Below are 24,151 nucleotides of genomic sequence, written 5' to 3' on the forward strand. Positions count from 1 at the left end.
AAAAGTAGCTCTTTCTTTATAAATCTTTATTTAGAGGCATCCTTTTTCTGAGAATAATTTTATTCCTTTGCAGAAAATTTTATTCAAAAAGACTATGAGAAGTTTTGCCTCTGATAATAATTCCGGTGTGCATCCTGCTGTGATGGAAGCACTGATGCAGGCTAACCGGAATCATGCACTGGGTTATGGTGATGATCCATGGACAGAAGAAGCGGTCCGGAAAATTAAAGAAACCTTTACTGCCGATTGTGAACCTCTGTTTGTATTCAATGGTACGGGAAGTAATGTGGTTGCTTTGCAACTGATGACAAAGCCTTACCATTCAATTCTTTGTGCTGAAACAGCCCATATATATGTAGATGAATGTGGTGCTCCGGTAAAGATGACCGGTTGTCAGATTCGCCCGGTAGCTACACCGGATGGCAAACTTAGCCCTGAACTTATTCTTCCTTATCTTCACGGTTTTGGCGATCAGCACCACTCACAGCCAGGTGCCGTTTATCTCTCTCAGTGTACCGAACTGGGTACTGTTTACACACCTGAAGAATTAAAAGCTATTACCTCATTGGCACATCAGTATGGAATGCGCGTTCATATGGATGGTGCACGTATTGCAAATGCTTGTGCTGCCCTCAATCTCTCTCTGAAAGCATTGACGGTAGATTGTGGCATTGATGTTCTTAGTTTCGGTGGAACCAAAAACGGTTTGATGATGGGAGAGTGCGTTGTTATCTTTGATGATACATTAAAAGCGGAAGCAAGATTTGTACGGAAACAGTCGGCACAATTAGCTTCAAAAATGCGTTATCTCTCTTGTCAGTTTACCGCTTATCTGACGAATGAACTTTGGCTGAAGAATGCTTCTCATGCCAATGCCATGGCTCGTAGACTTTATGAAGCTTTGAAAGATTTTCCAGGCGTTTGTTTTACTCAAAAGATGCAGAGCAATCAATTGTTTTTGACGATGCCTCGTCCGGTAATAGACAGAATGCTTCAATCCTATTTTTTCTATTTCTGGAATGAAGGGAATAATGAAATTCGCCTTGTCACCTCATTTGATACAACAGAAGAGGATATTGACCAATTTATTCATCTGCTAAATATCTGATAATAACTTGTTTTTGAGCGGGGAGAGAATAAAACAGGTTCGTCTGACAAATAGCCGGTTTGTTAATATTGTTAATGTGTTTTTTTAACCCTTTGGGCTTGCTTTGCATAAGTGTACACTTTAGCATGGTAAGAATGTACAATATAGTATGGCAAAAGTGTACAATTAACACTCGGATAAGTGTACACTCTTGTCTGTCTTTAAACAGGAGGTTTATATTCGTTATAAATCAATAGATTACATCAGAATAAACGTTTATATTCTCTCTCACATTTCTGCTTGAAAAAATCCGGTAATTACTTTTTTGATAACTACATATTTGTCGGATGAACCATAAAACAAAGGTTCGGGCCTTCACAGGTACGAACCTTTTTCATGATAACCTAATAAACTAACCTTTTGTACCTTTGTTTATATTCCTGTTGCTGTACGTAGGGGAACAAATCTATAGCCTTTTTTCTTGAGAGCTTTTATCATTGTTTCTAAGTAATTATTGTAGAATTTGTCTGTCCGCAAGTCGGATGTTCCAAGGTGTATTAGCAGTAAATGTCCATTTAGACCTTCTTCTTTTTCTAACTGCATGATTCTTTTATAAATCATTTTGCTGCTTTTGTAATTTTTCATGTCCGGGGTAGTATAATCTGCATTGCTGCCACTTCCCGGAGTGAAATTGATAAGTTGTATACCCATGGCTTTTGCCCATGCTGCTATCTTTTTGTTATAGTATTCATAGGGAGGAATGTAGAGTGGGGCGTCTTTGTACATAATTCCTGCTTCACTGAGTGTTTCATAACTTTTCAGCATATCTTTTTCAAACTCCTCACGTGTGACGAGGAGTGAATCCCGATTCTCCCAGGGGCTATATAGTAAATGTCCATAACTATGACTGCCGATGTAATGTCCTTCTGCTTTTAGTTTTTGTACTACTTGCGGGTAAAGTTCGAAAAACTCACCGGTGAAAAAGAAAGCTCCTTGTATTTTCTGTTTATTCAATATACGAATGATGGCATCAGCTCCATCTGCCTTATTGGCTGCTGTAAAAATAAGTGTGAGTTGCTTTTGAGAAGGGTCAGTACGTATAATACCTCCTTCGCTATAGATGTTTTTATCATTGTCGGATTGGGCTTGTCTCATTCCTTCTTTTTGAAGGGCAGACAGATAATAGGTCAGGCAGGCAGTTCCATCCATTGTCGGTTCGTTGGTAGAATAGTCGTGTGTGCTGTCATGATATACCATTGTGCCTGGTTGGAAGCGTTGATAAGCTTCTCCGGTGGAAATGTTTACTCCTCTCAAACTGTTGAATATGTTGGTATAAACAGGACCGTCAACAAGTCCGCCAGTAGCGTTTCCTGTGTTGTTGGTAAAGTAAGAGGAGTGAGGTTCTGAAGGATAATCCCCATATAAAGGAAGTTCTACAATCATGCTGCTTCCCCAGGGATTACAGCCAAATAGCCAGTCGCGCAGAGAGGCTTCCATCTCCTCGTATGTAGAATCTCCGGTAACTTCTCTATACAATCTGCATTGAGTTAACATGGCTGTAGTAAGATTATTGGAACACCAGATAGCAGGGATACCGTATAGGAATGGATTTTGCCGGGCTTTTTCATAAGTACGTTGAAGTCCGGTACGCATATTACGGATGAATTCTTCATTCAATCGTGTGTTGTTTTCAGTTTTTGCCAGCCAGTAATGCCCCATGTTCATAAATGGATACCATTGATAATGTCTGGCGCTGTCTGTTCCCATCCAGGGAGTCACCGGTTCACGTCGTCCATATTCTATAGCTTGTTGCAGGTATCTATTGTTTTGGGTTGATTTATATAATTCAATAGCTGCCAGCTCCATGTCGTCTGTCCAGTTATCTTCTTCGTAGATATAGGGCGAACGGACAGAGGCAGTCTGGCAGACTCCTGGCTTTTTGATGCCTTCTTCATAGGCGGCATCGGCTTTCTTTTCAATCTCCTGAGCAAATTCCGGATAAAAGTCTTTTAAAATTCGGGCACCTAATGCAAAGCAAGAAGCAAATTTTCCGGCAGTGCTGGCTATGCCTGTTGTTGCATTCATAAATTCACCGCGCACCTGTTTTTCACCACTACAGAAATAAACCGGTCTTCCTTTTCCGGGGCCATATCCATAGTCCACCTTGTCATGATTGGGCAATCGCATACTGGCATGGTCGCGATCATCGGCAATTTGGTTGTACATTTCTCCGGTAGTCGGATTCATTCTGTTTAGCCAGTCGAGTCCCCATTTTATCTCGTCTACAATATCAGGAATTCCATTAGCTCCTCGGTGTCCGTTCGCATCGTAATAATCACTAAATGCTTCCGGATTTTGTTGATAAGCAAACATCATTTGATAAATGGCATTGGCTGAAGTAGTAGTATATTGAAGATAATCGGCTGCATCATGCCAACCTCCGTGTACATCAATTTTTGTTCCGTCTTTAGTTGGATGGCAGATGATATATCCGTCATCCATATGGCAACTGTCTTTTAGGTATGGATTATAACCACAACGTTGCTGGCGCATATAGTTAAGTAAAAAATCGGCTGTTCCATTGTATACCTGATTATTTATCGGGAAATAAGGAGACCGGGTATTACCGGCTTTTAGATAATAGGTACCGGGATGATTAAAATCACTGAAATCTAGTCGAAATGTACTTTTCATACTCCCAAGTGCACCTGTTGGTTGGATGGATGTAAATGTAGATACAGTTTTTCCAGTGAAGAGATCGATAAGTGAACACTCTTTTACACTGCTATCTTCTTCACTTAGGAGTACTGCTACTTTTTTTGATTCAGGCAGATAGCCAAGCTGGTTGATCCGAATCCATTCGTCTGCCCGTACGGTAATGGCGCAGAGAGTGAATACAACAATAGATATCCAATGTTTTCGCTGCATATTGGGGGAATATTTGCTTAAGGTTAAAGATGCGTTAAGTTGTATGATACAAATAAAGTATATTAATTTAATTTTAGAGACAAATTCTTTAATTTATTAATAACTGTTTAGTGTCGTTGGTTTATTTTTAGAATTAAGTACGCGTTGGATTTTGAGGTAATTTATGAACATAAATAGGATAAAAGTGTAAATTGAGATATACTAAAAAACAATTATTATTGTAATAATAAGGAGGTTGGTACTTCGTTTAATTGTTGGTTTAAAGGATGTAAATTTTAAGATGTCCACAAAAGAAGAGATTAAATATTAGCGTTTTTTCTAAACTTATTTATATATTTACCCTTTTAAATATCAAGGTACAAACTTATGGCAAACAATCTACTATTAGTCCCTGGCAATGGACTTATAAACAGTTATTTATGGCTTTTCGTTTTATTGGTTATATTATTTATGATCATATTTTATTTATTGTACCGACTTCATCATTTGAAGAAAATTGTTACAAGAAACAGGGATTATCGTCATTTTCTGTCTGATATATTAGATAACCTTCCTTTTCCTATCATGGTAAAAGATATCCAGAATGAGTTTTGTTATGCTTATTGGAATAAAGAATCGGAGGTACAATCGGGGATAAAACGTGAGAAAGCGATAGGGCACAATGATTATGATATTTATGGGGAGGAGAGAGGGCGACATTATCGGAGCATTGATGAAGAGTTAGTCAGAATAGGAAAACCTTATCGGTCTGAAGAGCGGTATTCAACTACAGATGGTGTAATACATGACACAATTGTAATGAAATCGATTCTTTCCTGGGAAACATTAGGTAAATGGTTGTTAGTAGCTCGTTGGGACGTCAGTCAGTTGAAAAAATATGAAAGGGAGATTACTGCAGCTAAAGAAGAGTTAGAAGAAGCGATTAAAAAGCAGAGCCTTGCACTAAAGAGTATTGATTTTGGACTGATCTATATTGATAAAACTTATAGAGTGCAGTGGGAGGAGACAACGCATATTAAGAGTTTGGTATCGGGTAGACATTATACTCCGGGATTAATTTGTTATCAAACCAGTGCCCTGAGAGATAAGCCTTGTGAACATTGTGCATTTAAGGAGGCCATAGAACAGGGGATAATTGTTCGTCATACCATTCGCATCGATAAGGTTGATTTTGAAGTGACGGCTACTCCTGTATATGCTACGGGGGGAAAAGAGGTGATAGGCGGATTATTGCGTTTTGAAGATATTACAGAAAAGCTGAAGATAGAACAAGACTTGCGGGAGGCGAAAGATAAAGCAGAGGAATCTAATAGGTTAAAATCCGCTTTTCTGGCTAATATGAGTCATGAAATACGTACTCCTCTTAATGCGATTGTGGGGTTCTCTGATATGATTTGCCAGGTAGATGATCCGGTAGAGAAACAGGAGTATATGAAGATTATTATTGCAAACAACGAACTGTTACTGCAACTTATTGATGATATTCTGGATCTATCGAAAATTGAAGCAGGTACAATGGATTTTTCCTATTCCGTTACTGACGTCAATGAACTAATGGGTAATATATGCCATCAGATGGAGCAGAAAGATCACTCTCCGGAAGTGCAGATCTCTTTTATAGAGAAAGCACCTGCTTGTGTGATTAATACAGACAGGGTACGTTTGTCTCAGGTGATGATTAACTTAATGAGTAATGCTATGAAGTTCACTGAACGGGGTAGCATCTCTATCGGATACCGTATAAGTGAAACAAAGGATGAAATATATTTCTTTTGTAAGGATACCGGTATGGGTATTGCTGCGGATAAACTGGAGCAGGTTTTTGAACGTTTTGTGAAACTAAATGCTTTTGTAAAGGGAACCGGATTGGGACTGGCAATTTGTCGGGTCATTGTAGAACGTTTAGGAGGGGCTATTGGCGTTGATTCTAAAGAAGGAGAGGGAGCCTGTTTCTGGTTTCGTATTCCGGTTATTTTTGTTTCATAAAGAGTAGAGTCTGAAGATTTATTAAAAAATGAATCCAAATGCTGTGTTGGCGTGTTATTTGTAAACGTTTAAAGTAGTAGAACGTTTAAATATATAAAAGCATGGCTTATATAGATTATTATAAAATTCTTGGAGTAGACAAAAGTGCTTCTCAAAGTGATATTAAGAAGGCTTTTCGTAAGTTAGCCCGCCAGTATCATCCGGATTTGAACCCAAACAATCCAGGTGCAAAGGATAAGTTTCAGGAGATCAATGAGGCAAATGAGGTGTTGAGTGACCCGGAGAAGCGTAAGAAATACGATGAATACGGTGAACACTGGAAGCATGCTGATGAATTTGAAGCTCAGAAACGTGCTCGGCAACAGGCTGGTGGCAGTGGTGGATTCTCCGGCTTTGGAGGAGGTGATGATAATGCGTATTGGTATTCATCGGATGGTCAGGGATTTTCCGGAACAGGAGGGGAAGGGTTCTCTGATTTCTTTGAGTCCATGTTTGGCGGGCGTGGTAGAGGCGGCCGTAGTAGTGCGGGATTCCGTGGGCAAGATTTTAACGCAGAACTTCATCTCTCTCTTCGTGACGCTGCAGAGACTCATAAACAGGTATTGACGGTGAATGGTAAGAATGTACGTATCACTATTCCTGCTGGTGTAGCCAATGGACAGGTTATCAAACTGAAAGGGTATGGTGGTGAAGGCGTTAATGGTGGCCCTGCCGGAGATTTGTATATCACGTTTGTGATTCCTGAAGATTCTGTGTTCAAACGTTTAGGCGATGATCTTTATATCGATGTTCCGCTGAATCTTTATACGGCTGTATTGGGAGGTGAACAGGAGGTTGATACACTGAACAGTAAAGTGAAACTAAAGGTGAAACCTGAAACACAGAATGGTACGAAGGTACGGTTGAAGGGGAAAGGTTTTCCTGTTTATAAAAAGGAAGGACAATTTGGCGATTTGATAGTGACCTATAATGTCAAAGTGCCTACCAATCTGACAGATAGGCAGAAAGAATTGTTCCGGGAATTACAGAGTATGAACTAAAAAAAATCAGCACTATGCAGACCGAATTAATTATAGTCAGTGAATACTGTCACAAATGCCATATTGAGCCCTCCTTTATAGAGTTATTGCAGGAGGGAGGATTGATTGAGGTACATATCGAAGGTGGTGAACACTATCTGCTTGCATCACAGCTTCCGGAAGTGGAACGTTACAGTCGTATGTATTATGACCTGTCTATCAATATGGAAGGTATTGATGCCATTCATCATCTATTGGAAAGGATGGAGAGTATGCGTAAAGAAATCAATTCGCTTCAAAGCCAGCTTTTGGTATATAGAAGGCATGGCCTGGAAGAAGTAGAATGGTAATGAAAATTGGCGATTAGTTCAATATGGACTAAATTTCTGCCGGTTATATAAAGCAAAAGCTCCGTCTTATTTGAACGGAGCTTTTGTTTTTATATAACCGGAACTCATATTTATGGGTGTGTAAACTGAACGTTTTCAAGCATATCGTCTAAATCCTGTTGGGCAGCTTCATCATTAATCATCATAACGAACGCATATATTGTTTTCTTTTCAGGAGAGAAATAATAAAGAACAGTTTGCAGTATTTCATAACCTTCTTCGTCGGGTGCACCTAAATGCTGCATATTGTCAGTTTTTATGAAATTCAAACCATTGATTGTAAGTGTACTACGCTTATAATTTTCTGATGGCTCATTTTGGGCATTTCGTGGAATACTGAGAGATAATTTTTTATTGTATTCGTATATTTCGTCTGTATCGTATTGTGAAACAGTGATTATAAGGTGATTGGCAGCATTGGTCCAACGTTGTTGAAGTAATATTGTTTTATCGCCCTGGCGGGTAGTTTCTGCCGTCTGCCAGTTGGAAGGATAACGGAGCTGTATGCCTGCCTTTTCACTGCTGAAGTTTAACCACGTATCTGAAGCGGTAAAAGGAGTGTAAGGTGGTAGTTGATCTTTGGTGGTGATAGGTTTGCTTATGGGTTGTTCTTTCTGATTTTCATACTCCTCCGATTCATTGGGTTCACCGGCAAGATAGGCTTGTACGAGTCCGCTATCCCATTCGTGACGCATATCCTGATAGTCGGAGGGAACATTTTTACTGAGGGCCAGAAGTCCTATAAGGTATATCAATAAGATTCCGGCTTCTCCTCCCATCGTATAGCCTTTTTGTAACTCTGGTTTCTTTTCATTGAGTGCCATTACATAGACGAAACCTAAAATGAATCCACTGATTAATCCTCCTATATGGGCGGCATTATCTATACCTTCTTTTAATCCATATATCAGATTGTAACCAACGAAAATCAATATACTTGAAAGTAATGCATTACGTTGTGCTTTCTCTATATGATGGAAACAAAGAAATGCCAGAAATATTCCATATAGACCGAATATCGCTCCGGAGGCTCCGGCACTTATTGTTTCGGCATGCCAGAAGAGGCTGGACACTGCGGAGCAAAGTCCTGTTAATAAGTAAGCGGCAAACATACGTCGTGTTCCGAGTATCGGTTCGAGCAGCACACCGATGTAAACCAACGCATACATATTCATCAGAATATGAACGATGCCTATATGTATAAAATTGCAAGTAAGTGTACGCCACCAGCTGCCGGTTAGTGTAAGTGGTCCGAAATCGGCTCCCCATTGTAGTAGTTCAAGAGTTTTAGGTTCAAACAGGTTGACACCGGAGAGAGTCATAAGAATAAAAACAAGCACATTAATACCCAGTAGAATGGGAGTAGCTATAAAACCTTTGTGTGGGAGAAACATTGAATTTCGTTCTTTCTTTTCTTCGTTGACGTCGTCGGATTGAATCAGTTGTTCTTCTTGTTGGTCAAAATTCATTGCTATGTGATGTGTGGAGTTAATTATTATTACGCAAAAATACGGAATAAACCTGAAAAGTAAAGATTATGGAAGTGATATATTTATTACTTTTATGGTAGGGTAGGTTGGGTATAAAAAGGAGGGTGTGTCAATAAAGTAAAATTAACCATCATTAAAACGCAGATTAACGCTAATTAACGCAAAGATTAAATTAAATCCGCGGTCATTTGTGTTAATCTGCGTTTCTAAAGTTACATATTGATAGCTTTCTCAGACTTTTGACACACCTTCCTTATTCTTAATTTGATTGCTGTTTATTTTCTGTAGTAAGCCAAATCGTCTTTATCGAATTTACGAATAAAGTTAATATGCTTTTCTACTTCACTTTCAGCATAACGTACATATACTTGTGCAGATGTTCCGAAAAGTTCGGCATTCTTTGAAGCATCCTGTACGAGCAAGTGTCCCATAATGATGTGAGCAGCCATTTCTACCAGACGACGTGCACAGAAGTCGAGCAACTCCTGATCTTTAGCCTCTGTAATCTGAGCAACACAAGCGGCATATTTACTTGCCATTGTTTTCAGGCGGTTGTGCAAACCTTCCATTTCGGGAGCTACCGGCATATTCTCATACTCTTTGATACGATTGAGGTAGGCACCGGTAGTAACGTAACGGATAGCGGCTACTACCTGTAATTGAGTAGTTCCTTCATAGATAGAAGTGATACGTGCATCACGATAAATACGTTCGCAGGCATAATCTTTCATAAAGCCCGATCCCCCATGTATCTGGATACAGTCATAAGCATTCTGATTGGCAAATTCACTACCCATACCTTTGCCCAGTGGTGTGAAGGCGTCTGCCAGTTTAGCAAAAGTCTTTTGCTCAGCACGTTCTTCCGGAGTCAGTTTACGTTCTTTGGCTATATCGTCCAATGCCTTGTAAACGTCAACGAAGCGGGCAGTCTCGTATAATAGTGTACGTGAAGCGTCCAGTTTGGCTTTCATCAATGAAAGGATTTCGGCTACGGCAGGGAATTCGATAATTGCTTTACCAAATTGTTTGCGGTCCTGTGCATAAGCCAGCGCTTCATTGTAAGCAGCTTGTGAGATTCCTACAGACTGAGCAGCGATACCCAAACGTGCACCGTTCATCAGTGCCATTACATATTTGATAAGACCTAATTTGCGGTCACCACAAAGTTCAGCCTTAGCATTTTTGTATACAAGTTCGCAGGTAGGAGATCCTTTGATACCCATCTTGTTTTCAATACGACGAACATTCACTCCACCATTACGTTTGTCGTAGATGAACATGGATAAACCACGACCATCATGTGTTCCCTCTTCCGAGCGAGCCAATACGAGGTGGATATCGGAATCACCATTAGTGATAAAACGTTTTACACCGTTCAGATACCAGCATTGGTCTTTTTCGCTGTAGGTTGCTTTTAACATTACAGCCTGCAGGTCGGAACCAGCATCCGGTTCAGTCAGGTCCATAGACATGGTTTCACCTTCGCAGACACGGGTGATATAACGTTTCTTCTGATCTTCGTTTGCAAATTCATAGATCGTTTCAGCACAATCCTGCAATCCCCAAAGATTCTCGAAACCGGCATCACTGCGGCTTACGATATCGGCAGCCATGATGTACGGAGTAATCGGGAAATTCAGTCCACCAAAACGGCGTGGCATAGCCATACCCATCAATCCCGCTTTACGGCAGGCTTCCAGATTGGCTGCTGTACCACTGGCATACGTTACACGGTTATTGGCACATACCGGGCCTTCGTGATCAACGTTTTCGGCATTGGGAGCAATGACGTCGCCACAGATTTCACCTACAATTTCCAGCACTTTGTCATAGCTGTCCATTGCATCTTCAAAATCTATCGGAGCATAGTCGAAATTATCTTTATCAGCGTAATTACGCTCTTTTAGCTCAACAATTCTCTTCATCAGCGGATGGCTGAGATGATGTTTTAATTCGGGAGTATCTAAATAAAAATTGGCCATTTTAATAATAATTTATAATAAGTAATTAGTAGTAAGTATTTAGTAGTTTAAATCGATGCAGCTACCAGTATTGCTATGCCGAAAAGATTCTGGCTACTAACTACCAGATTCTAAATTCCAATTTATGAAGGTAAATGAAAATTAATTGGTAATGTATAGCTGATGCGTTTTGCTTCTCCATCTATCTTGCCGGGAGTCCATGTATGAGTACGGCCGATAGCTTCGACAATGCGCATTGCTTCTTTGTCAAGCAAAGGATCGACACCCGAAATTAATCGGGGAGCCGTCATATGCCCCTTTTCGTCAATCACAATCCGGAGAATAACTCTTCCCTCTGTTTTGGCTCTGACAGCATCAAGCGGGTACGCTAAGTTGTCCTTTAACAGTTTGGCCAGTGCATCTATACCTCCGGGAAATTCCGGTGCTACAAAGTAAGGCTCAAACGGTAATTCACTGCCGTCGGCAGCCAGAAGCTTTCCATCTGTACATTTGTCGTTCAGATATGATTCTTCTCTGCGTAGCTTCCCATCCGGATAGTATCCTACCAATTTTCCTTCCATCTTTCCATCTTTGTAAGTAATAATCAGTTTTGTATTTCCTTCCGGATAATAAGCTATGCTTTGACCTTCCAGACGATTCTCCTTATAGATGTTTACCAGACTGTCTTTGCCATTGGCATACAAAAAAGTGCAGACTCCGTTTCTCACTCTGTTTTTCAGCTCTTTTGTGTAAGCAGAATAGTGACCTATTCCTTTAAGCCTGCCATCAAGTGTGTAGAATTCTACTTTTGTTTGCTTCTTTTTAGCTTTGGAGATCACTGCATATTCTACAGCTTTCTCCTTATCGGTAGTCCATTGGAAGTATTTATCCACATAAACTGTTTTTTGGGCTGAAAGCGTACTGCTACCTGTAAATAGTAGTACTGCTATGATAGTCAGAAATACACCTTTCATATTACCCCTGTTTTTGGTTATTTGGAATTTTGTTTATAATACTTTATCATCTTCGGCACAACCTCTTCGATAGAACCGTTGATTACATAATCGGCAATCGTATTGATCGGAGCTTCCGGATCGTTATTGATAGAGATAATAATACCGCTTTCCTGCATACCGGCAATGTGCTGGATTTGTCCGGAGATACCGCAAGCGATGTAAAGTTTTGGACGGACTGTCACACCGGTCTGACCAATTTGACGGTCGTGATCGATAAAACCTGCGTCTACTGCAGCACGGCTGGCACCTACCTCAGCATTCAATACTTTTGCAAGATCGAACAATAAGTTGAAGTTCTCTTTAGAACCTACTCCATAGCCACCGGCGATGATGATGGGCGAACCTTTCAGATTGTTTTTAGCTTTTTCTACGTGACGTTCAATCACTTTTACTACATAATCCGTATCGGCAACGTATTTTTTTACGTCATGACGGATTACTTCTCCTTTGTAATCAGCAGAAAGAATTGCTTTTTTCATCACACCTTCGCGAACGGTAGCCATTTGCGGACGGTGTTCCGGATTCACAATTGTAGCTACAATGTTACCACCAAAAGCCGGACGAATCTGATACAACAGGTTTTTGTAAGTCTTTCCTTCTTTCTTATCCTCATGGTCACCGATTTCAAGTGAAGTACAATCAGCAGTAAGTCCGCTGGTCAGTGCAGAAGATACACGCGGACCAAGGTCACGACCGATAACGGTAGCACCCATCAGGCAGATTTGCGGCTGCTCTTCTTTAAACAGATTTACCAGGATAGAGGTATGTGGGAGGGAAGTATAAGGGTAAAGTCCTTTACCATCAAATATGTGGAGTTTATCTACTCCGTATGGCAGGATTTGTTTTTCAATATCTTTGAGACCGGTTCCGGCAACTACAGCTTCGAGTGCGCAATTCAATTCGTTAGCTAACGAGCGGCCTTTGGTCAGAAGTTCGAGGCTTACGTCTGCGACGATACCTTCTTCTATTTCGCAATATACAAATAAGTTATTCATATCTTTTAAGTAGTTAGTAGTTAGAATATAGTAGTAAGCATAGGAATGCTATTACTGTATTCATACTCCTTAGCCAATGGTATGGTTAGCTAACAGTTCAACAATCAGATTCTCTACATCATGGTCACTGCCACTGATGGTTTTACTCTCTTTTGCCTGGAACACAATGTTCTGGATGGACTTAACTTTTGTAGGTGAACCGCTAAGACCGCACTGTGCAAGATCTCCGTTCACATCGGCTACACTCCATTCTGCTAAATTCAGGTAGTCACGGTTGTCATACAGGTCGGTGTAATCCAGATTACCCTGTTGCTTTTCAGTAACAGTTTTAGCGTGTTTGTACTTCTGTACGAGTTTCGCATTGCGTGGACGGCAGGGAGCTGCACTTCCGTTTACAGTGATCACAATGGGTAACGGACCTTCTACAGTTTCGATACCTCCGTCAATATGACGTTTCACAGTAATGTGTCCGTCAGCTACTTTTAGGATTTCTTCGGCATATGTGATCTGAGTCAGACCTAACTTCTCTGCTACTTGCGGGCCTACTTGTGCAGTATCTCCGTCGATGGCCTGACGACCGCCGATGATGATGTCACACTTACCTATTTTCTTGATGGCTGTAGCCAAAGCGTACGATGTAGCCAATGTATCGGCACCGGCAAAAGCACGGTCAGTCAACAAATAACCGTTATCGGCACCACGGAAAAGTCCTTCACGAATAATATCGGCTGCACGGCCCGGTCCCATGGTAAGGATGGTAACGGTTGAGCCTGGATGGGCATCTTTCAATCGGAGAGCTTGCTCAAGAGCATTCAGATCTTCGGGATTGAAGATGGCAGGGAGTGCCGCACGGTTAATAGTTCCGTCGGCTTTCATGGCATCTTTCCCAACGTTACGTGTGTCGGGAACTTGTTTTGCCAATACAACAATTTTCAAACTCATGCTATTAATTTTAGTATTAGTATTTCTACAAGTTAGTAGCCAGTAGTCAGTAGTAAGAATCTTGCTATCAAACTATCCGGTTAACTATCAGCGTGCAAATTTACGGAAACAGTTGGTTCTGACAAGAAAACCATTAAGAAAATGCACAGGTTTAAAGTTTTTGAGCAAAAGATCAGGAGGGAGGATGTAGATTTCCGCTCTTCATTCTTTGTTAAGATTAAGATAGCGAATCCAATATGTTGGGTTCCGCATAAACCACATATCCGGGATATTCCATAGCTTCATCCAACAACAATAAAATAATATTGGCATGTTCTGTCACCCAAATGGCAACAGGATAACCATCTTTCTTTTGTTCAGAGAACAATTTGTCATACAGTTGCCACATCTTATCAGTTTTATCCTCATACGTTGGAGCTGAATAGAGCTTGCAGAAATAATCATAAAGAACATGGTAACTTTGAGTAATGTCGTTATGAAAAAGCCTTACTTCAGCAAATGGGACAGTACCGCTAAGGCCGTATGTGGTCATCAAATCGGGACTGCTATTCAGTACATCTGCATAAGAATACCAGGCTTGAGAATCTTTAGTGATGTCACTCCAATTATAAACCAGAAAATCTTTGTTATCGGTGATGGAGATATCGAGCTGATGACGGAAAATTGTCTTATTGTCTTTCCATGCAGTCAGGTAAGTTTTATATTCACTGGGATACTTGAAGCAGTGCCCCCACTTCAAAGTCAGATGACTATCCATCCAATCTTCTCCTTCTTTGTGTTCAAACACTTGAAAACTACCATTCAGACCATCTACCGTCCAAACGATTGAATCGCATATAGCAGAAAGTTCACTGGAATTGATTGACTGCGAATTTTTATTATAGAGATAAAAGTTCATCATATCAAAAATGTTTCCTTTCTGTTGCTCGACGGCAAGAAGAGGCATTGGATATTCTGTCACTTTCACCTTTATTGTAGCCGTTTGTCTCGTTTCATGGTCGATGACTACTATGTCAGTTTCGCCTTTCTGTTTGCCTTTAATTTCTATTTTAGCTTTATAACTGCCAAATTCCCAAGTATAAAGGACGTCAATCAGGTCTGAATTTTTAACATCTAACGTAGTGTTTTCATGGGCAGTCAGGTCTACGATAACACTGCGTCCCTGCATCACTTCGCAGGAACTCTTAGAGAGTTCCAAATGATACTCAGGATTATTATCATCACTATTTTTGCTACAACTTGTACTAAAAACAACAAATAGGGATAGTAGTAGACTACCTAATGACAGGTTTAGTTTGTTTTTTGTTCTCATGATTATATGCTCGTATATATAACGGTACAAAGTTAAGAATATCAAATGAAAAAGTCTTGAAGTAATTCAATACTTTCGTTCTTTCTGTAATTTTCTTCGTAGATGGTTAATGGCTTCGGGTGTTACCCCAGGAAGAGATGCTATTTCCTTTAAAGTAATGTATTGTGGTAGATTTGGGCAACGCTGTAACGTAACAAATTGACGTCGTATCGTTTTAAGAATTGAAAGAATTTTTAGCGCGTATTTCAGTCTGCATCTTCTTCCATGGTTTCAATCAAAAAACTAACCGGACGAAAGCCGTCATTGCACGATATCATGGCAGACTTTTCATTTTTCATCCAGCCATTGTATAAATTGCTGCCGCCATGTGCCAAAGTCATCACAAAAGGTGACATACTCTCCCAGGCACTATCACACATCCCTTTGGGTTTCTCCCAACCATTAGCTATAAAAATTTGTCCCTCTTTCATATCACAAGCATGTTCCATCGGATTTTCATACTTCTCCATCAAATCTTGATAACAAGCTATTCGCATAACGGTAATCTTACATTTTTTCATAATTATATTATTGGGGGAGGTTAAAGTGATATTATAAACTTATTCCAAATACAAAATATACCTGGTTTTCGTGTGGATTTACTATGAACTTGCCAGAGATAGGAAGTGAGAAGCTCTTGGTGAATTTTAGTTCTTTGGTAGCTGATAAACCTATATTGACCACATTAAACTTGTCAGCGTACATACCCTCCCAGGGAGTGAATCCGGCTTCGATGGCAAGGTCAACTCCCTTTACATTAAAAGGATAGGAGAGTTCACAATAACTGGACCAGGCACGTTTATCGTTTTCACGATAATCGTTACCGGCAAAAGTTGTGTACCAGGCAGCAGTCAGAGGAAACTTCTCACTGATAGTATATGCTGCCCCAAATTCAAATGTATGGCCACTGTTGTGTGCCGAATAGTTGAAATAGTCAAAGGGTTCTTCTTCGCTTTGTTCGAAATAATTGGTGACATTCAGAGTTAATCCTTTGAATTCGTATTCTAATGTAAGATCTATCTCGTTATTTTCATTGCGAAATTCAGTAGATCCCCATGCCGAAAGAGTGAAATCTCCCAAGCTTATTCCTAAGGTAGGTTGTACGGAGGCATTGCCGCATTTCATACCCCGCCATATATAATTGCTAACGAAGTCGGCGTTGACAAAAACTTCTTGTGCCTGCATTATGAAAGGGCAAAGGAATAATAATAAAAATATGATTCGTTTTTTCATCCTGTTGGTTGTTTTTTTAAGTTGCAAAGATAATGCAAACCGAGAGCAGAATAAAAAGAACTTGTTCATTTTTTATGCCAAGGTGCAGCTTAGCTTCGCTTTTCGAGAAAGACAATCAAAGATTGACTGAATAAAAAACATGCTTTTTCATGATTCTGAACTTAGTATTTTAACTATTACTTAAAATGCATATTAACAGTGTATTAAATACGTACTTTTGTATGGTAAAAGTACGTACTTTTTTATTGCTTGATTGCCAAGTACTTCAGAGTATTATAAAGATTGGCAGATAAAAAACGCCTGTTCATTGATTCTTTTTCTAAAGCTTCTTCCTATTTCCTAAATTATACTATTTATTCGGGTGCTTCTGTTTCTGGTGGCGGAGGTGGCAATCATGGAGGTGGTGGACACGGTGGTTAGGGTTGGTAAGAAAACATCTGATTAGCGATAAAAACAGGCCCTTTGTCTATTCTCTTTGCAGGAGGCAGATAAAGGGCTTATTTTTATATTATTCATATTTTGTGAGAAATCGGTGGTAACTCTTATGAGCCTCCAGAAACTGGAAGAACGGCTTCCCGCACAATTGTTTATGCGGGTACACCGTTCTTATATTGTTAATTTCCGCAAGATTACAGAAATTTCCCGTTTGCGTATCATCTTTGATAGGAATACCTACATACCGGTAGGTGAAAGCTATAAAGAGCGTTTTACGGAGTATATTGAAAAACTAATGTAGTTCTTATTTGATACCTAACTTTTTCGCAATTTCTTTGGGAAGAGCATCTTTGTGCACCAGAATATTCATTGTTTTGTAAGCAACGAATGCTTTGGAAGCATACCATATTCCTTTGTATTTTCCGCTCGGGCCCCAAGAGTTCTTTACCATAAAGTATTCTTTGCCATTCTGATCTTTGGCAATACCGTAGATTACCATACCATGGTCATCTGTTGTTTCCCAGTTGTCAAATGCTTGCTGACGCATTTCCTGGGTTACATTCATTTCCGGCAGAGGACGTGCAGTCAGTTCCTTACGCTTATCGGCAGCAGTAAGTCCTGTCCAGCGAGCCATATCAGAACCTGTCAGCTCAGCACCTTTTGCTGCATCCGGCATAACGGCGATACCATCACGGGTAAAACCTTGTTCGCTCACATCACTTCCCCATGCAAAAGTATACCCTTTCTTTACTGCATTATCCATTACTGCCATAAATTCATCCAACGGAAGGTTCCATGATAAACCATTGCGCCAATTGTCCTGAATTTCGATAGAGAACTGGCTATAGAAAGGATGGTGTGTATATGAAGTCAAAGATACATAGTCATCCGGATTTATACCTAATGATTGTGCAAAAGTCTGCGGAGTGTATTCTTTTCCTTTATAAGTAAACTTTTCCGGACACTGTCCCAGGTATGTATCGTAGATGGCACTGATACCTTTTTGCCATACCGGAGTCAGTTTGGTTAGTTTTCCCTTGGCGATAGCATCTACATAAGCACCTGCTACGGCATCCAGCTCATTGTGTACCGGCAGTGAGTCACCATACATAATTCCTGGCATAGCTTCTTGTGGTACAAGGCCGTAATTCTTCAGACAGTACATGATATCATAGAAACTTCCGCCTGGTGAAAAGGAACTGTCACCATGATAGCGAACATAATTGCGTGCACGGTCTACCATTGTATGATGAACCACGAACATTTCAGAGAAATCATATTCTCCTTTGCCCATCCGGAGCAATTCTGATTCAAGAAAACCAAGGGCAGAGAAGCTCCAGCACGTACTCGAACGGTTCTGATTTTTGATAGATGTAATCGGATTTTCCTTAACTGTAGTGAAAACGAAGCCTTCTTCTTTTGTGTCCTGAGCTTTCATGCTCATACTGCAAATACAGAGTGCTGCCGCAATAAGAATTGTCTTTTTCATTATTATGTTGTTTTTATTATATTTATGCGACAAAGATACACGAATAACTTTGAAAAAGGAAATAATTATTGCAGTTTTGCCCGGTATTGGTGTTCTGATCTTGTTGGGGAGATACATTAATTTCATTAGATTCATTGGCGAATCTTGTTCATTTGTTTTTTTGATCGAGAAGCAAATATAAATTGCACTTTGGCATAAAAAAATGAATGAGTTCATTTTATTCTGCTTCCGGTTTGCATTATCTTTGCAAAAAGAAAAGAACTATGACTCTTGACAATCAGACCGGACTGGTGCTTGAAGGTGGAGGTATGCGGGGAGTATTTACTTGTGGTGTACTTGATTATCTGATGGACCGTGATATTCGTTTTCCATATACAATCGGTGTTTCTGCCGGAGCATGTAATGGGCTCTCTTATATGTCTCGTCAGCGTGGACGCGCAAAATACAGTAACATCGATCTGTTGGAGAAGTACCATTACATTGGTCTGCGTCATTTACTCAAGAAACGAAATATTATGGATTTTGATCTTTTGTTTACTGAGTTTCCCGAGCATATCCTGCCTTATGATTATGATGCTTACTTTTCTTCTTCCGAACGTTTTGTGATGGTGACTACAAATTGCCTGACCGGAGAAGCTAATTATTTTGAAGAGAAAAGCGATAAGAATCGGGTGATTGATATTGTAAGAGCTTCAAGTAGTTTGCCATTTGTTTGTCCGATAGCCTATGTAGATAGTGTCCCGATGTTAGATGGTGGTATTGTTGATAGCATTCCTTTGCAACGTGCTATTACGGATGGATACCCTAACAATGTAGTGGTTTTAACTCGTAATCGTGGTTACCGGAAAGAGAATAAAGATATTAAAATCCCTTCATTTGTTTATCGTAAATATCCCAAAATGCGTGAAGCCCTGAGTTGCCGTTGTGCTGTTTATAATGCACAGCTCGAAATGGTGGAACGTATGGAGGATGAGGGACGGATAACTGTTATCCGTCCCGTTAAACCTGTAATGGTGGACCGCATCGAAAAAGACATTCACAAACTGACCGAATTCTATGAAGAAGGTTATGCCTGTGCTAAACACATGTTTGAGGATATTACCCTTTAATAAACTAACCGGTAACTCAAAATGAACGATTAGGCGATTATTATAGAATATCCTCCTTGAAATTTTTCGCCTGCTGCCAGGTGTTGCATCCAGTCCTTGTCTTTGTATTCTCCGGTGTAGTGTGCACGGTCGCAGCGCCCATACCATGGTTCGATACAAACAAATGGTGCATTCTTGGTTGGTGGTGACCAAAGACCTACTACTGGAGCTGTGAAGCGCAGGCTTAAATAAGGTTTCTTTTCTTTGGTACAGAGAATTACTTCTTTTATCTGGCTATTTTCTATTATCAGAGCATCTTTGTCAAAGGTATGTGTATCTATTGGCAGTAGTCCGTCTGACGGGAGCTCCAACAAATACTCTTTATTAGGGTCTGCACAACCTTTTTCGGAGATAAGAATGTATTTTATTCCTTCCTTTTTATCAAATTCAAAGAATCCGCGTTCGGCATTGGACTCGTTAAATTCCGGGAAATAGAATGCCGGATGAGCGCCTATCTGGAAGTACATATCTTTATCTCCCGTATTTTTCACCGTCCATAATACGTCAATTTGTTTTCCTTGTATACGATATCCTATTTCGAGGTAGAAAGGAAAAGGGTATTTCTTTCGCGTATCTTCATTATCTATTAGTCGGTAACGCACTTCGTCAGGTTGTTCAAGTATAAGTTCAAAATCCATGTCGCGGGCAAATCCATGTTGGGTAAGATGATAAGTTACACCTTCGTGGTGATATTCATTATCCCATACACTGCCTACGATGGGAAATAACACGGGCGAATGCCGTTTCCAAAAGGTAGGGTCAGCTTGCCATAGATATTCTTTTCCGTTAGATATAATGCTGCATAATTCGGCTCCGTGAGAGGATACCTGAATGGAAAGTTGTGAGTTGGATATTGTTTTCATGATTATCTGATCTTTATTATATTTAATGCTATCTGTTATTTATCCTTCAAATGTAGCATATTTATTATTTAATCTGATAATCTCTATTGCATATTCTGTATAATAACTGATTGGAATTATTTTAGTATATATATTCTGTTCATACGATTGCTAAAGTGTTGCCGGAACTAGTTTGTATTTTATATCTTTTATTGGTTGGTTACTTCCCATGAATTATAAATTCTACCTTTTAACTTTAAAAGTCCTTTGTTTACGGCTCCATGTATCAATATTGATATAGTATGAAACAAATGTGGCATGTTATTTTATGTTTTCCGCAATATCTTTGCCATAGGATTTCTATTAAGAACAACTTTATTTTTTTATTTCTTAAATTTTAATATTATGAATGAGAGTAAACATGTATTTCAGAATTGCATAATCTTTGCACTTCTTTTTTTGCATCTTATTAATAGCGAAACAATTTTGAAAATAGGCAGTAGGACTGCCTGATAACTGTTTTGAAGTAAAGTGTATCTATTTTCAGGTATTGATGAAACCTCTCTTTCCTTCCTGAGAAAATAAGAGAGTGAGTATTTCGTTCTGATGGGTAACTTATATTTTTATTCTTAGAAAATGATATTTTTTATTAATGTGTATTTTAAATCTATCAAAAAACATGAAGAGACTTATCTTTAGAACAAAGCGAAGCATGGTAATCTTTCTTTTGTTACTTTTCCCTATTTTATCTATTGCACAGGTTGTGACAGGGAAGGTAATACTATTTGAGGATAAAGAAGCTTTGCCGGGTGTTAACGTTCTCGAAAAGGGAACGACAAATGGTACTATAACTGATATTGATGGAAACTTTTCTATTCATTTAAAGAGCCCGAATTCTACATTGGTTTTTTCAATGGTCGGGATGATTAAACAAGAGAAACGGGTTAATGCGGGTGATAAAGTAGATATAGTATTACAACCAGATCATTATCAGTTGGATCAGATTGTAGTGACGGGTTATTCTACTCAGAAGAAATCAGATCTGACAGGTTCTGTAACAGTTGTTTCGGTTGATGATATGATGAAATCTGCGGAGAACAATCCTTTAAAGGGTTTACAAGGGCGTGTACCGGGTATGGAAATTACTGCAAATGGTAACCCAAGTGGAGCTGCTACCGTTCGTATCAGAGGTATTGGTACATTAAATAATAATGATCCTCTTTTTGTTATTGACGGTGTGCCTACCCGTGGTGGAATGCATGAATTGAACTCAAATGATATTGAGAATATTCAGGTATTGAAGGATGCTTCCGCAGCGAGTATTTATGGCTCCCGCGCAGCTAACGGGGTCATTATTGTTACGACCAAGAAAGGGAAAGAGGGTAAAATTAAACTGAATTTCGATGCCTATGTTACCCAGACTTTTTATAATAACAAGCTGGAAGTAATGAATGCGAAAGAGTACGGACAGGCATTGTGGCAGGCTACGGTAAATAGCTCAGAAGATCCCAATAAAAATAACATTGGATATACTTATAAATGGGGATACGATGATAATGGAGAAGCTGCCTTATATGATATGTATTTACCAAAGTATTTGGATACGGATAAAACAATGCTTACTTCTGATACGGATTGGTTTGATGCAGTGTCTCAAAAAGGATTATTGCAATCATATAATCTTTCGGTGAGTAATGGAAGTGAAAGAGGGGATTACTTTTTCTCCCTGGGGTATCTGAGCAATGATGGTACATTGAAGTATACTTCTTTTGATCGTTTTTCAGCTCGTATGAATGCATCTTACCATATTATTAAAGATGTGTTGACTATTGGCGAAAACTTTTCTGTAAATCGTACATCAGAAGTACAGATTCCGGATGATAATATTTTGGACATGGCATTGAAAGCATTGCCTCTGATTCCTGTACACACAGTAGACGGCAAAGGTTGGGGAGGCCCTACAACCGGTATGAATGACCGTCATAATCCTGCTCGTCTATTGTATGATAATAAGGATAATAAATATGCATACTGGCGTTTGTTCGGCAATGCTTATATTAATCTGCAACCCCTGAAAGGATTGAATCTCCGGAGTAGTTTCGGACTTGATTATACAAATTATTATAAGCGTAACATGGTGCATAGTTATAAAACTGGTACGTTGAATAATGATTTGAGTTCTGTTACTTTGGGGGGAACTTATACAACTAAATGGACCTGGAGTAATACAGCCAGTTATGCAAAACAAATAGGTGTACATAATTTTGATGTATTGGCAGGTTTGGAGATGTATAAAGAGGAGCAGATTAATTTCTCTGCATATAAAGATGGTTTTCTGGTAGAAACTCCGGAACAGATGTGGCCTGATATGGGAATTGGAACATCCAAAGTGACAGGTGGCGCTACCAGTTATGCTTTATTATCTTATTTTGGTAAAGCCAATTACGCATATGATAATCGTTATCTTGCTTCTGTAACACTTCGTTATGATGGCTCTTCACGTTTCGGAAAAAATAATCGTTTCGGTACTTTCCCGGCATTCTCTTTGGGTTATCGAATCAGTGAGGAAGCATATATGGAGAAAACAAGAGAGTGGTTGTCTGATTTGAAATTACGCTTCGGATGGGGACAAACAGGTAATCAGGAAACGGCCAATACTGCTGTACATACACTTTATGTTACTGACTATGGTATGGGAGATCCTACCTGGACTTCTTTGAATGGTACTTCTTATGACTTGACAGGAAAAGGCGGTACTTCACTTCCTTCCGGTTATAAGAAAGTGCAACAAGGTAATCCTGATTTGAAATGGGAGACAACGACTCAAACCAATATTGGTCTCGATTTTGGCTTCTTTGATCAGAAGTTATATGGTACTGCTGAATATTATATCAAGAAAACAAAAGACATTTTGGTACAACCCCCTTATTTAGGCATCATAGGTGAAGGAGGTTATTGTTGGTACAATGGTGCTTCAATGGAAAACAAAGGTTTTGAAGTGAGCTTAGGTTATCGTGATCAAACACCTTTCGGACTCTCTTATGATATTTCCGGTAATATATCCGGTTATCGTAATAAAGTGACCAAGTTGCCGTCCGATGTAGAAAACTCTTATGGCGGAAACGGTAAGGGAGATAATATTCTGGGACGCCCCATCAATTCGTTTTATGGTTATATTGCTGATGGATTATTTCGCACAGAAGAAGATATTGCCGACCATGCAACACAGAATGGCGGAGAAGATTTGGGACGCATTCGCTATCGTGACTTGAATGATGATGGAAAAATCGATGATGATGATCGCACCTGGATTGGCTCACCTCATCCTGATTTTATGTATGGTTTGAACATTGAGCTGAGTTACAAGAACTTTGATTTAAGTGCATTCTTTTATGGAGTAAATGGCATTGATGTGAATACGTATGCAGTGAAAAGTGAAACTGATTTCTGGAGTATCAATGATGTTCGTTCCAATAAAGGTACACGTTTATTAAATGCCTGGAGCCCAAGTAATCCAAATTCGGATATTCCTGCTATCACGGCTCTAAATGAGAATGATGAAGGGCGTTTATCCACCTATTTTATAGAGAATGGTTCTTTCCTGAAATTACGGAATTTACAATTAGGATATACATTACCACGTAAAATCAGCGAGAAAGCATTTATTGAAAAATTCCGTATTTACGTTAGTGGACAGAATCTGTTTACTATTAAAAGTAAAAACTTCTCCGGGGTAGATCCGGAAAATGCAGGGTTCGGTTATCCGATACCGACCACGTTTACCGTAGGAGTGAATATTGGTTTTTGAGTTTCAAATATTATGCGAAAATAAACTAACAG

At 39.5% G+C, this 24,151-nt stretch carries 18 protein-coding genes and 1 pseudogene; 8 read left to right on the forward strand and 11 right to left on the reverse strand.

Features of this window, described 5'->3' with window-relative positions:
- Nucleotides 1–94: 94 nt before the first annotated feature.
- Nucleotides 95–1,108 carry a low specificity L-threonine aldolase gene (locus HCG69_RS15480; RefSeq protein ID WP_221650789.1) on the forward strand — a complete coding sequence of 338 codons (1,014 nt, stop codon included), beginning with the start codon at nt 95–97 and terminating at the stop codon, nt 1,106–1,108.
- Between the two features lie 411 nt (nt 1,109–1,519).
- Here HCG69_RS15480 and HCG69_RS15485 read toward each other — a convergent pair whose 3' ends face one another.
- Entirely contained in the window at nt 1,520–4,015 is a 2,496-nt protein-coding gene (locus HCG69_RS15485; protein ID WP_221650790.1) for a glycoside hydrolase family 9 protein, read from the reverse strand.
- Between the two features lie 366 nt (nt 4,016–4,381).
- Here HCG69_RS15485 and HCG69_RS15490 point away from each other — a divergent pair, with 366 nt between their 5' ends.
- From HCG69_RS15490 to HCG69_RS15500, 3 genes are all read left to right on the forward strand, one after another.
- Nucleotides 4,382–6,001, forward strand: a complete 1,620-nt coding sequence (locus tag HCG69_RS15490) for an ATP-binding protein (RefSeq protein ID WP_221650791.1) — start codon at nt 4,382–4,384, stop codon at nt 5,999–6,001.
- A 101-nt stretch (nt 6,002–6,102) separates the two neighbouring features.
- Complete coding sequence (locus HCG69_RS15495; protein WP_002560941.1) at nt 6,103–7,041, forward strand: DnaJ C-terminal domain-containing protein; 939 nt, start codon at nt 6,103–6,105, stop codon at nt 7,039–7,041.
- 14 nt (nt 7,042–7,055) lie between these two features.
- Complete coding sequence (locus tag HCG69_RS15500) at nt 7,056–7,370, forward strand: chaperone modulator CbpM (RefSeq protein WP_221650792.1); 315 nt, start codon at nt 7,056–7,058, stop codon at nt 7,368–7,370.
- A gap of 110 nt (nt 7,371–7,480) precedes the next feature.
- Here the strand turns inward: HCG69_RS15500 and HCG69_RS15505 are convergent, their stop codons facing one another.
- From HCG69_RS15505 to HCG69_RS15540, 8 genes are all read right to left on the reverse strand, one after another.
- Nucleotides 7,481–8,878 carry a rhomboid family intramembrane serine protease gene (locus HCG69_RS15505; protein WP_255586120.1) on the reverse strand — a complete coding sequence of 466 codons (1,398 nt, stop codon included), beginning with the start codon at nt 8,876–8,878 and terminating at the stop codon, nt 7,481–7,483.
- Nucleotides 8,879–9,174: 296 nt separating this feature from the next.
- Complete coding sequence (locus HCG69_RS15510; protein ID WP_221650793.1) at nt 9,175–10,881, reverse strand: acyl-CoA dehydrogenase family protein; 1,707 nt, start codon at nt 10,879–10,881, stop codon at nt 9,175–9,177.
- Between the two features lie 122 nt (nt 10,882–11,003).
- Nucleotides 11,004–11,834 carry an energy transducer TonB gene (locus tag HCG69_RS15515; RefSeq protein ID WP_221650794.1) on the reverse strand — a complete coding sequence of 277 codons (831 nt, stop codon included), beginning with the start codon at nt 11,832–11,834 and terminating at the stop codon, nt 11,004–11,006.
- A 17-nt stretch (nt 11,835–11,851) separates the two neighbouring features.
- On the reverse strand, nt 11,852–12,871 hold the full coding sequence (locus tag HCG69_RS15520; protein WP_002560946.1) for an electron transfer flavoprotein subunit alpha/FixB family protein: 1,020 nt from the start codon (nt 12,869–12,871) through the stop codon (nt 11,852–11,854).
- A gap of 69 nt (nt 12,872–12,940) precedes the next feature.
- Nucleotides 12,941–13,813: an electron transfer flavoprotein subunit beta/FixA family protein gene (locus HCG69_RS15525; RefSeq protein ID WP_221650795.1), complete on the reverse strand. Its 873-nt coding sequence runs from the start codon at nt 13,811–13,813 to the stop codon at nt 12,941–12,943.
- Nucleotides 13,814–14,030: 217 nt separating this feature from the next.
- Nucleotides 14,031–15,125, reverse strand: coding sequence for a hypothetical protein (locus tag HCG69_RS15530; RefSeq protein ID WP_221650796.1), 1,095 nt, complete (start codon nt 15,123–15,125; stop codon nt 14,031–14,033).
- Nucleotides 15,126–15,370: 245 nt separating this feature from the next.
- Nucleotides 15,371–15,685, reverse strand: coding sequence for a TIGR04076 family protein (locus HCG69_RS15535; RefSeq protein WP_221650797.1), 315 nt, complete (start codon nt 15,683–15,685; stop codon nt 15,371–15,373).
- A 31-nt stretch (nt 15,686–15,716) separates the two neighbouring features.
- On the reverse strand, nt 15,717–16,397 hold the full coding sequence (locus HCG69_RS15540) for a transporter (protein ID WP_221650798.1): 681 nt from the start codon (nt 16,395–16,397) through the stop codon (nt 15,717–15,719).
- Nucleotides 16,398–16,679: 282 nt separating this feature from the next.
- Here HCG69_RS15540 and HCG69_RS15545 point away from each other — a divergent pair, with 282 nt between their 5' ends.
- Together HCG69_RS15545 and HCG69_RS15550 are read left to right on the forward strand one after the other, a co-directional pair.
- Entirely contained in the window at nt 16,680–16,817 is a 138-nt protein-coding gene (locus HCG69_RS15545; RefSeq protein WP_221650799.1) for a hypothetical protein, read from the forward strand.
- A 103-nt stretch (nt 16,818–16,920) separates the two neighbouring features.
- Nucleotides 16,921–17,133 (forward strand): annotated as a pseudogene (locus HCG69_RS15550) (LytR/AlgR family response regulator transcription factor); the annotation flags it as partial.
- 3 nt (nt 17,134–17,136) lie between these two features.
- On the opposite strand, the gene HCG69_RS15555 reads toward HCG69_RS15550, so the two are convergent.
- A complete protein-coding gene (locus HCG69_RS15555) occupies nt 17,137–18,321 on the reverse strand; it encodes an aminopeptidase C (RefSeq protein WP_221650800.1) in 1,185 nt (394 codons plus the stop codon).
- A gap of 263 nt (nt 18,322–18,584) precedes the next feature.
- On the opposite strand from HCG69_RS15555, the gene HCG69_RS15560 reads away from it, so the two are divergent.
- Complete coding sequence (locus HCG69_RS15560; RefSeq protein ID WP_221650818.1) at nt 18,585–19,430, forward strand: patatin family protein; 846 nt, start codon at nt 18,585–18,587, stop codon at nt 19,428–19,430.
- Nucleotides 19,431–19,459: 29 nt separating this feature from the next.
- On the opposite strand, the gene HCG69_RS15565 is transcribed toward HCG69_RS15560, so the two are convergent.
- On the reverse strand, nt 19,460–20,332 hold the full coding sequence (locus tag HCG69_RS15565) for an aldose 1-epimerase family protein (RefSeq protein WP_221650801.1): 873 nt from the start codon (nt 20,330–20,332) through the stop codon (nt 19,460–19,462).
- A gap of 658 nt (nt 20,333–20,990) precedes the next feature.
- On the opposite strand from HCG69_RS15565, the gene HCG69_RS15570 reads away from it, so the two are divergent.
- Entirely contained in the window at nt 20,991–24,119 is a 3,129-nt protein-coding gene (locus HCG69_RS15570) for a TonB-dependent receptor (RefSeq protein WP_025866993.1), read from the forward strand.
- Nucleotides 24,120–24,151 lie beyond the last annotated feature (32 nt).

The sequence above is a fragment of the Bacteroides sp. K03 genome (assembly GCF_019734355.1).
In the GTDB taxonomy this organism is placed as follows: Bacteria; Bacteroidota; Bacteroidia; order Bacteroidales; family Bacteroidaceae; genus Bacteroides; species Bacteroides nordii.

Excerpts from the sequence above, each read along its gene's own strand:
- HCG69_RS15480 (WP_221650789.1), top strand. The coding sequence starts at position 95 with ATGAGAAGTTTTGCCTCTGATAATAATTCCGGTGTGCATCCTGCTGTG.
- HCG69_RS15485 (WP_221650790.1), bottom strand. The coding sequence starts at position 4,015 with ATGCAGCGAAAACATTGGATATCTATTGTTGTATTCACTCTCTGCGCC.
- HCG69_RS15490 (WP_221650791.1), top strand. The coding sequence starts at position 4,382 with ATGGCAAACAATCTACTATTAGTCCCTGGCAATGGACTTATAAACAGT.
- HCG69_RS15495 (WP_002560941.1), top strand. The coding sequence starts at position 6,103 with ATGGCTTATATAGATTATTATAAAATTCTTGGAGTAGACAAAAGTGCT.
- HCG69_RS15500 (WP_221650792.1), top strand. The coding sequence starts at position 7,056 with ATGCAGACCGAATTAATTATAGTCAGTGAATACTGTCACAAATGCCAT.
- HCG69_RS15505 (WP_255586120.1), bottom strand. The coding sequence starts at position 8,878 with ATGAATTTTGACCAACAAGAAGAACAACTGATTCAATCCGACGACGTC.
- HCG69_RS15510 (WP_221650793.1), bottom strand. The coding sequence starts at position 10,881 with ATGGCCAATTTTTATTTAGATACTCCCGAATTAAAACATCATCTCAGC.
- HCG69_RS15515 (WP_221650794.1), bottom strand. The coding sequence starts at position 11,834 with ATGAAAGGTGTATTTCTGACTATCATAGCAGTACTACTATTTACAGGT.
- HCG69_RS15520 (WP_002560946.1), bottom strand. The coding sequence starts at position 12,871 with ATGAATAACTTATTTGTATATTGCGAAATAGAAGAAGGTATCGTCGCA.
- HCG69_RS15525 (WP_221650795.1), bottom strand. The coding sequence starts at position 13,813 with ATGAGTTTGAAAATTGTTGTATTGGCAAAACAAGTTCCCGACACACGT.
- HCG69_RS15530 (WP_221650796.1), bottom strand. The coding sequence starts at position 15,125 with ATGAGAACAAAAAACAAACTAAACCTGTCATTAGGTAGTCTACTACTA.
- HCG69_RS15535 (WP_221650797.1), bottom strand. The coding sequence starts at position 15,685 with ATGAAAAAATGTAAGATTACCGTTATGCGAATAGCTTGTTATCAAGAT.
- HCG69_RS15540 (WP_221650798.1), bottom strand. The coding sequence starts at position 16,397 with ATGAAAAAACGAATCATATTTTTATTATTATTCCTTTGCCCTTTCATA.
- HCG69_RS15555 (WP_221650800.1), bottom strand. The coding sequence starts at position 18,321 with ATGAAAAAGACAATTCTTATTGCGGCAGCACTCTGTATTTGCAGTATG.
- HCG69_RS15560 (WP_221650818.1), top strand. The coding sequence starts at position 18,585 with ATGACTCTTGACAATCAGACCGGACTGGTGCTTGAAGGTGGAGGTATG.
- HCG69_RS15565 (WP_221650801.1), bottom strand. The coding sequence starts at position 20,332 with ATGAAAACAATATCCAACTCACAACTTTCCATTCAGGTATCCTCTCAC.
- HCG69_RS15570 (WP_025866993.1), top strand. The coding sequence starts at position 20,991 with ATGAAGAGACTTATCTTTAGAACAAAGCGAAGCATGGTAATCTTTCTT.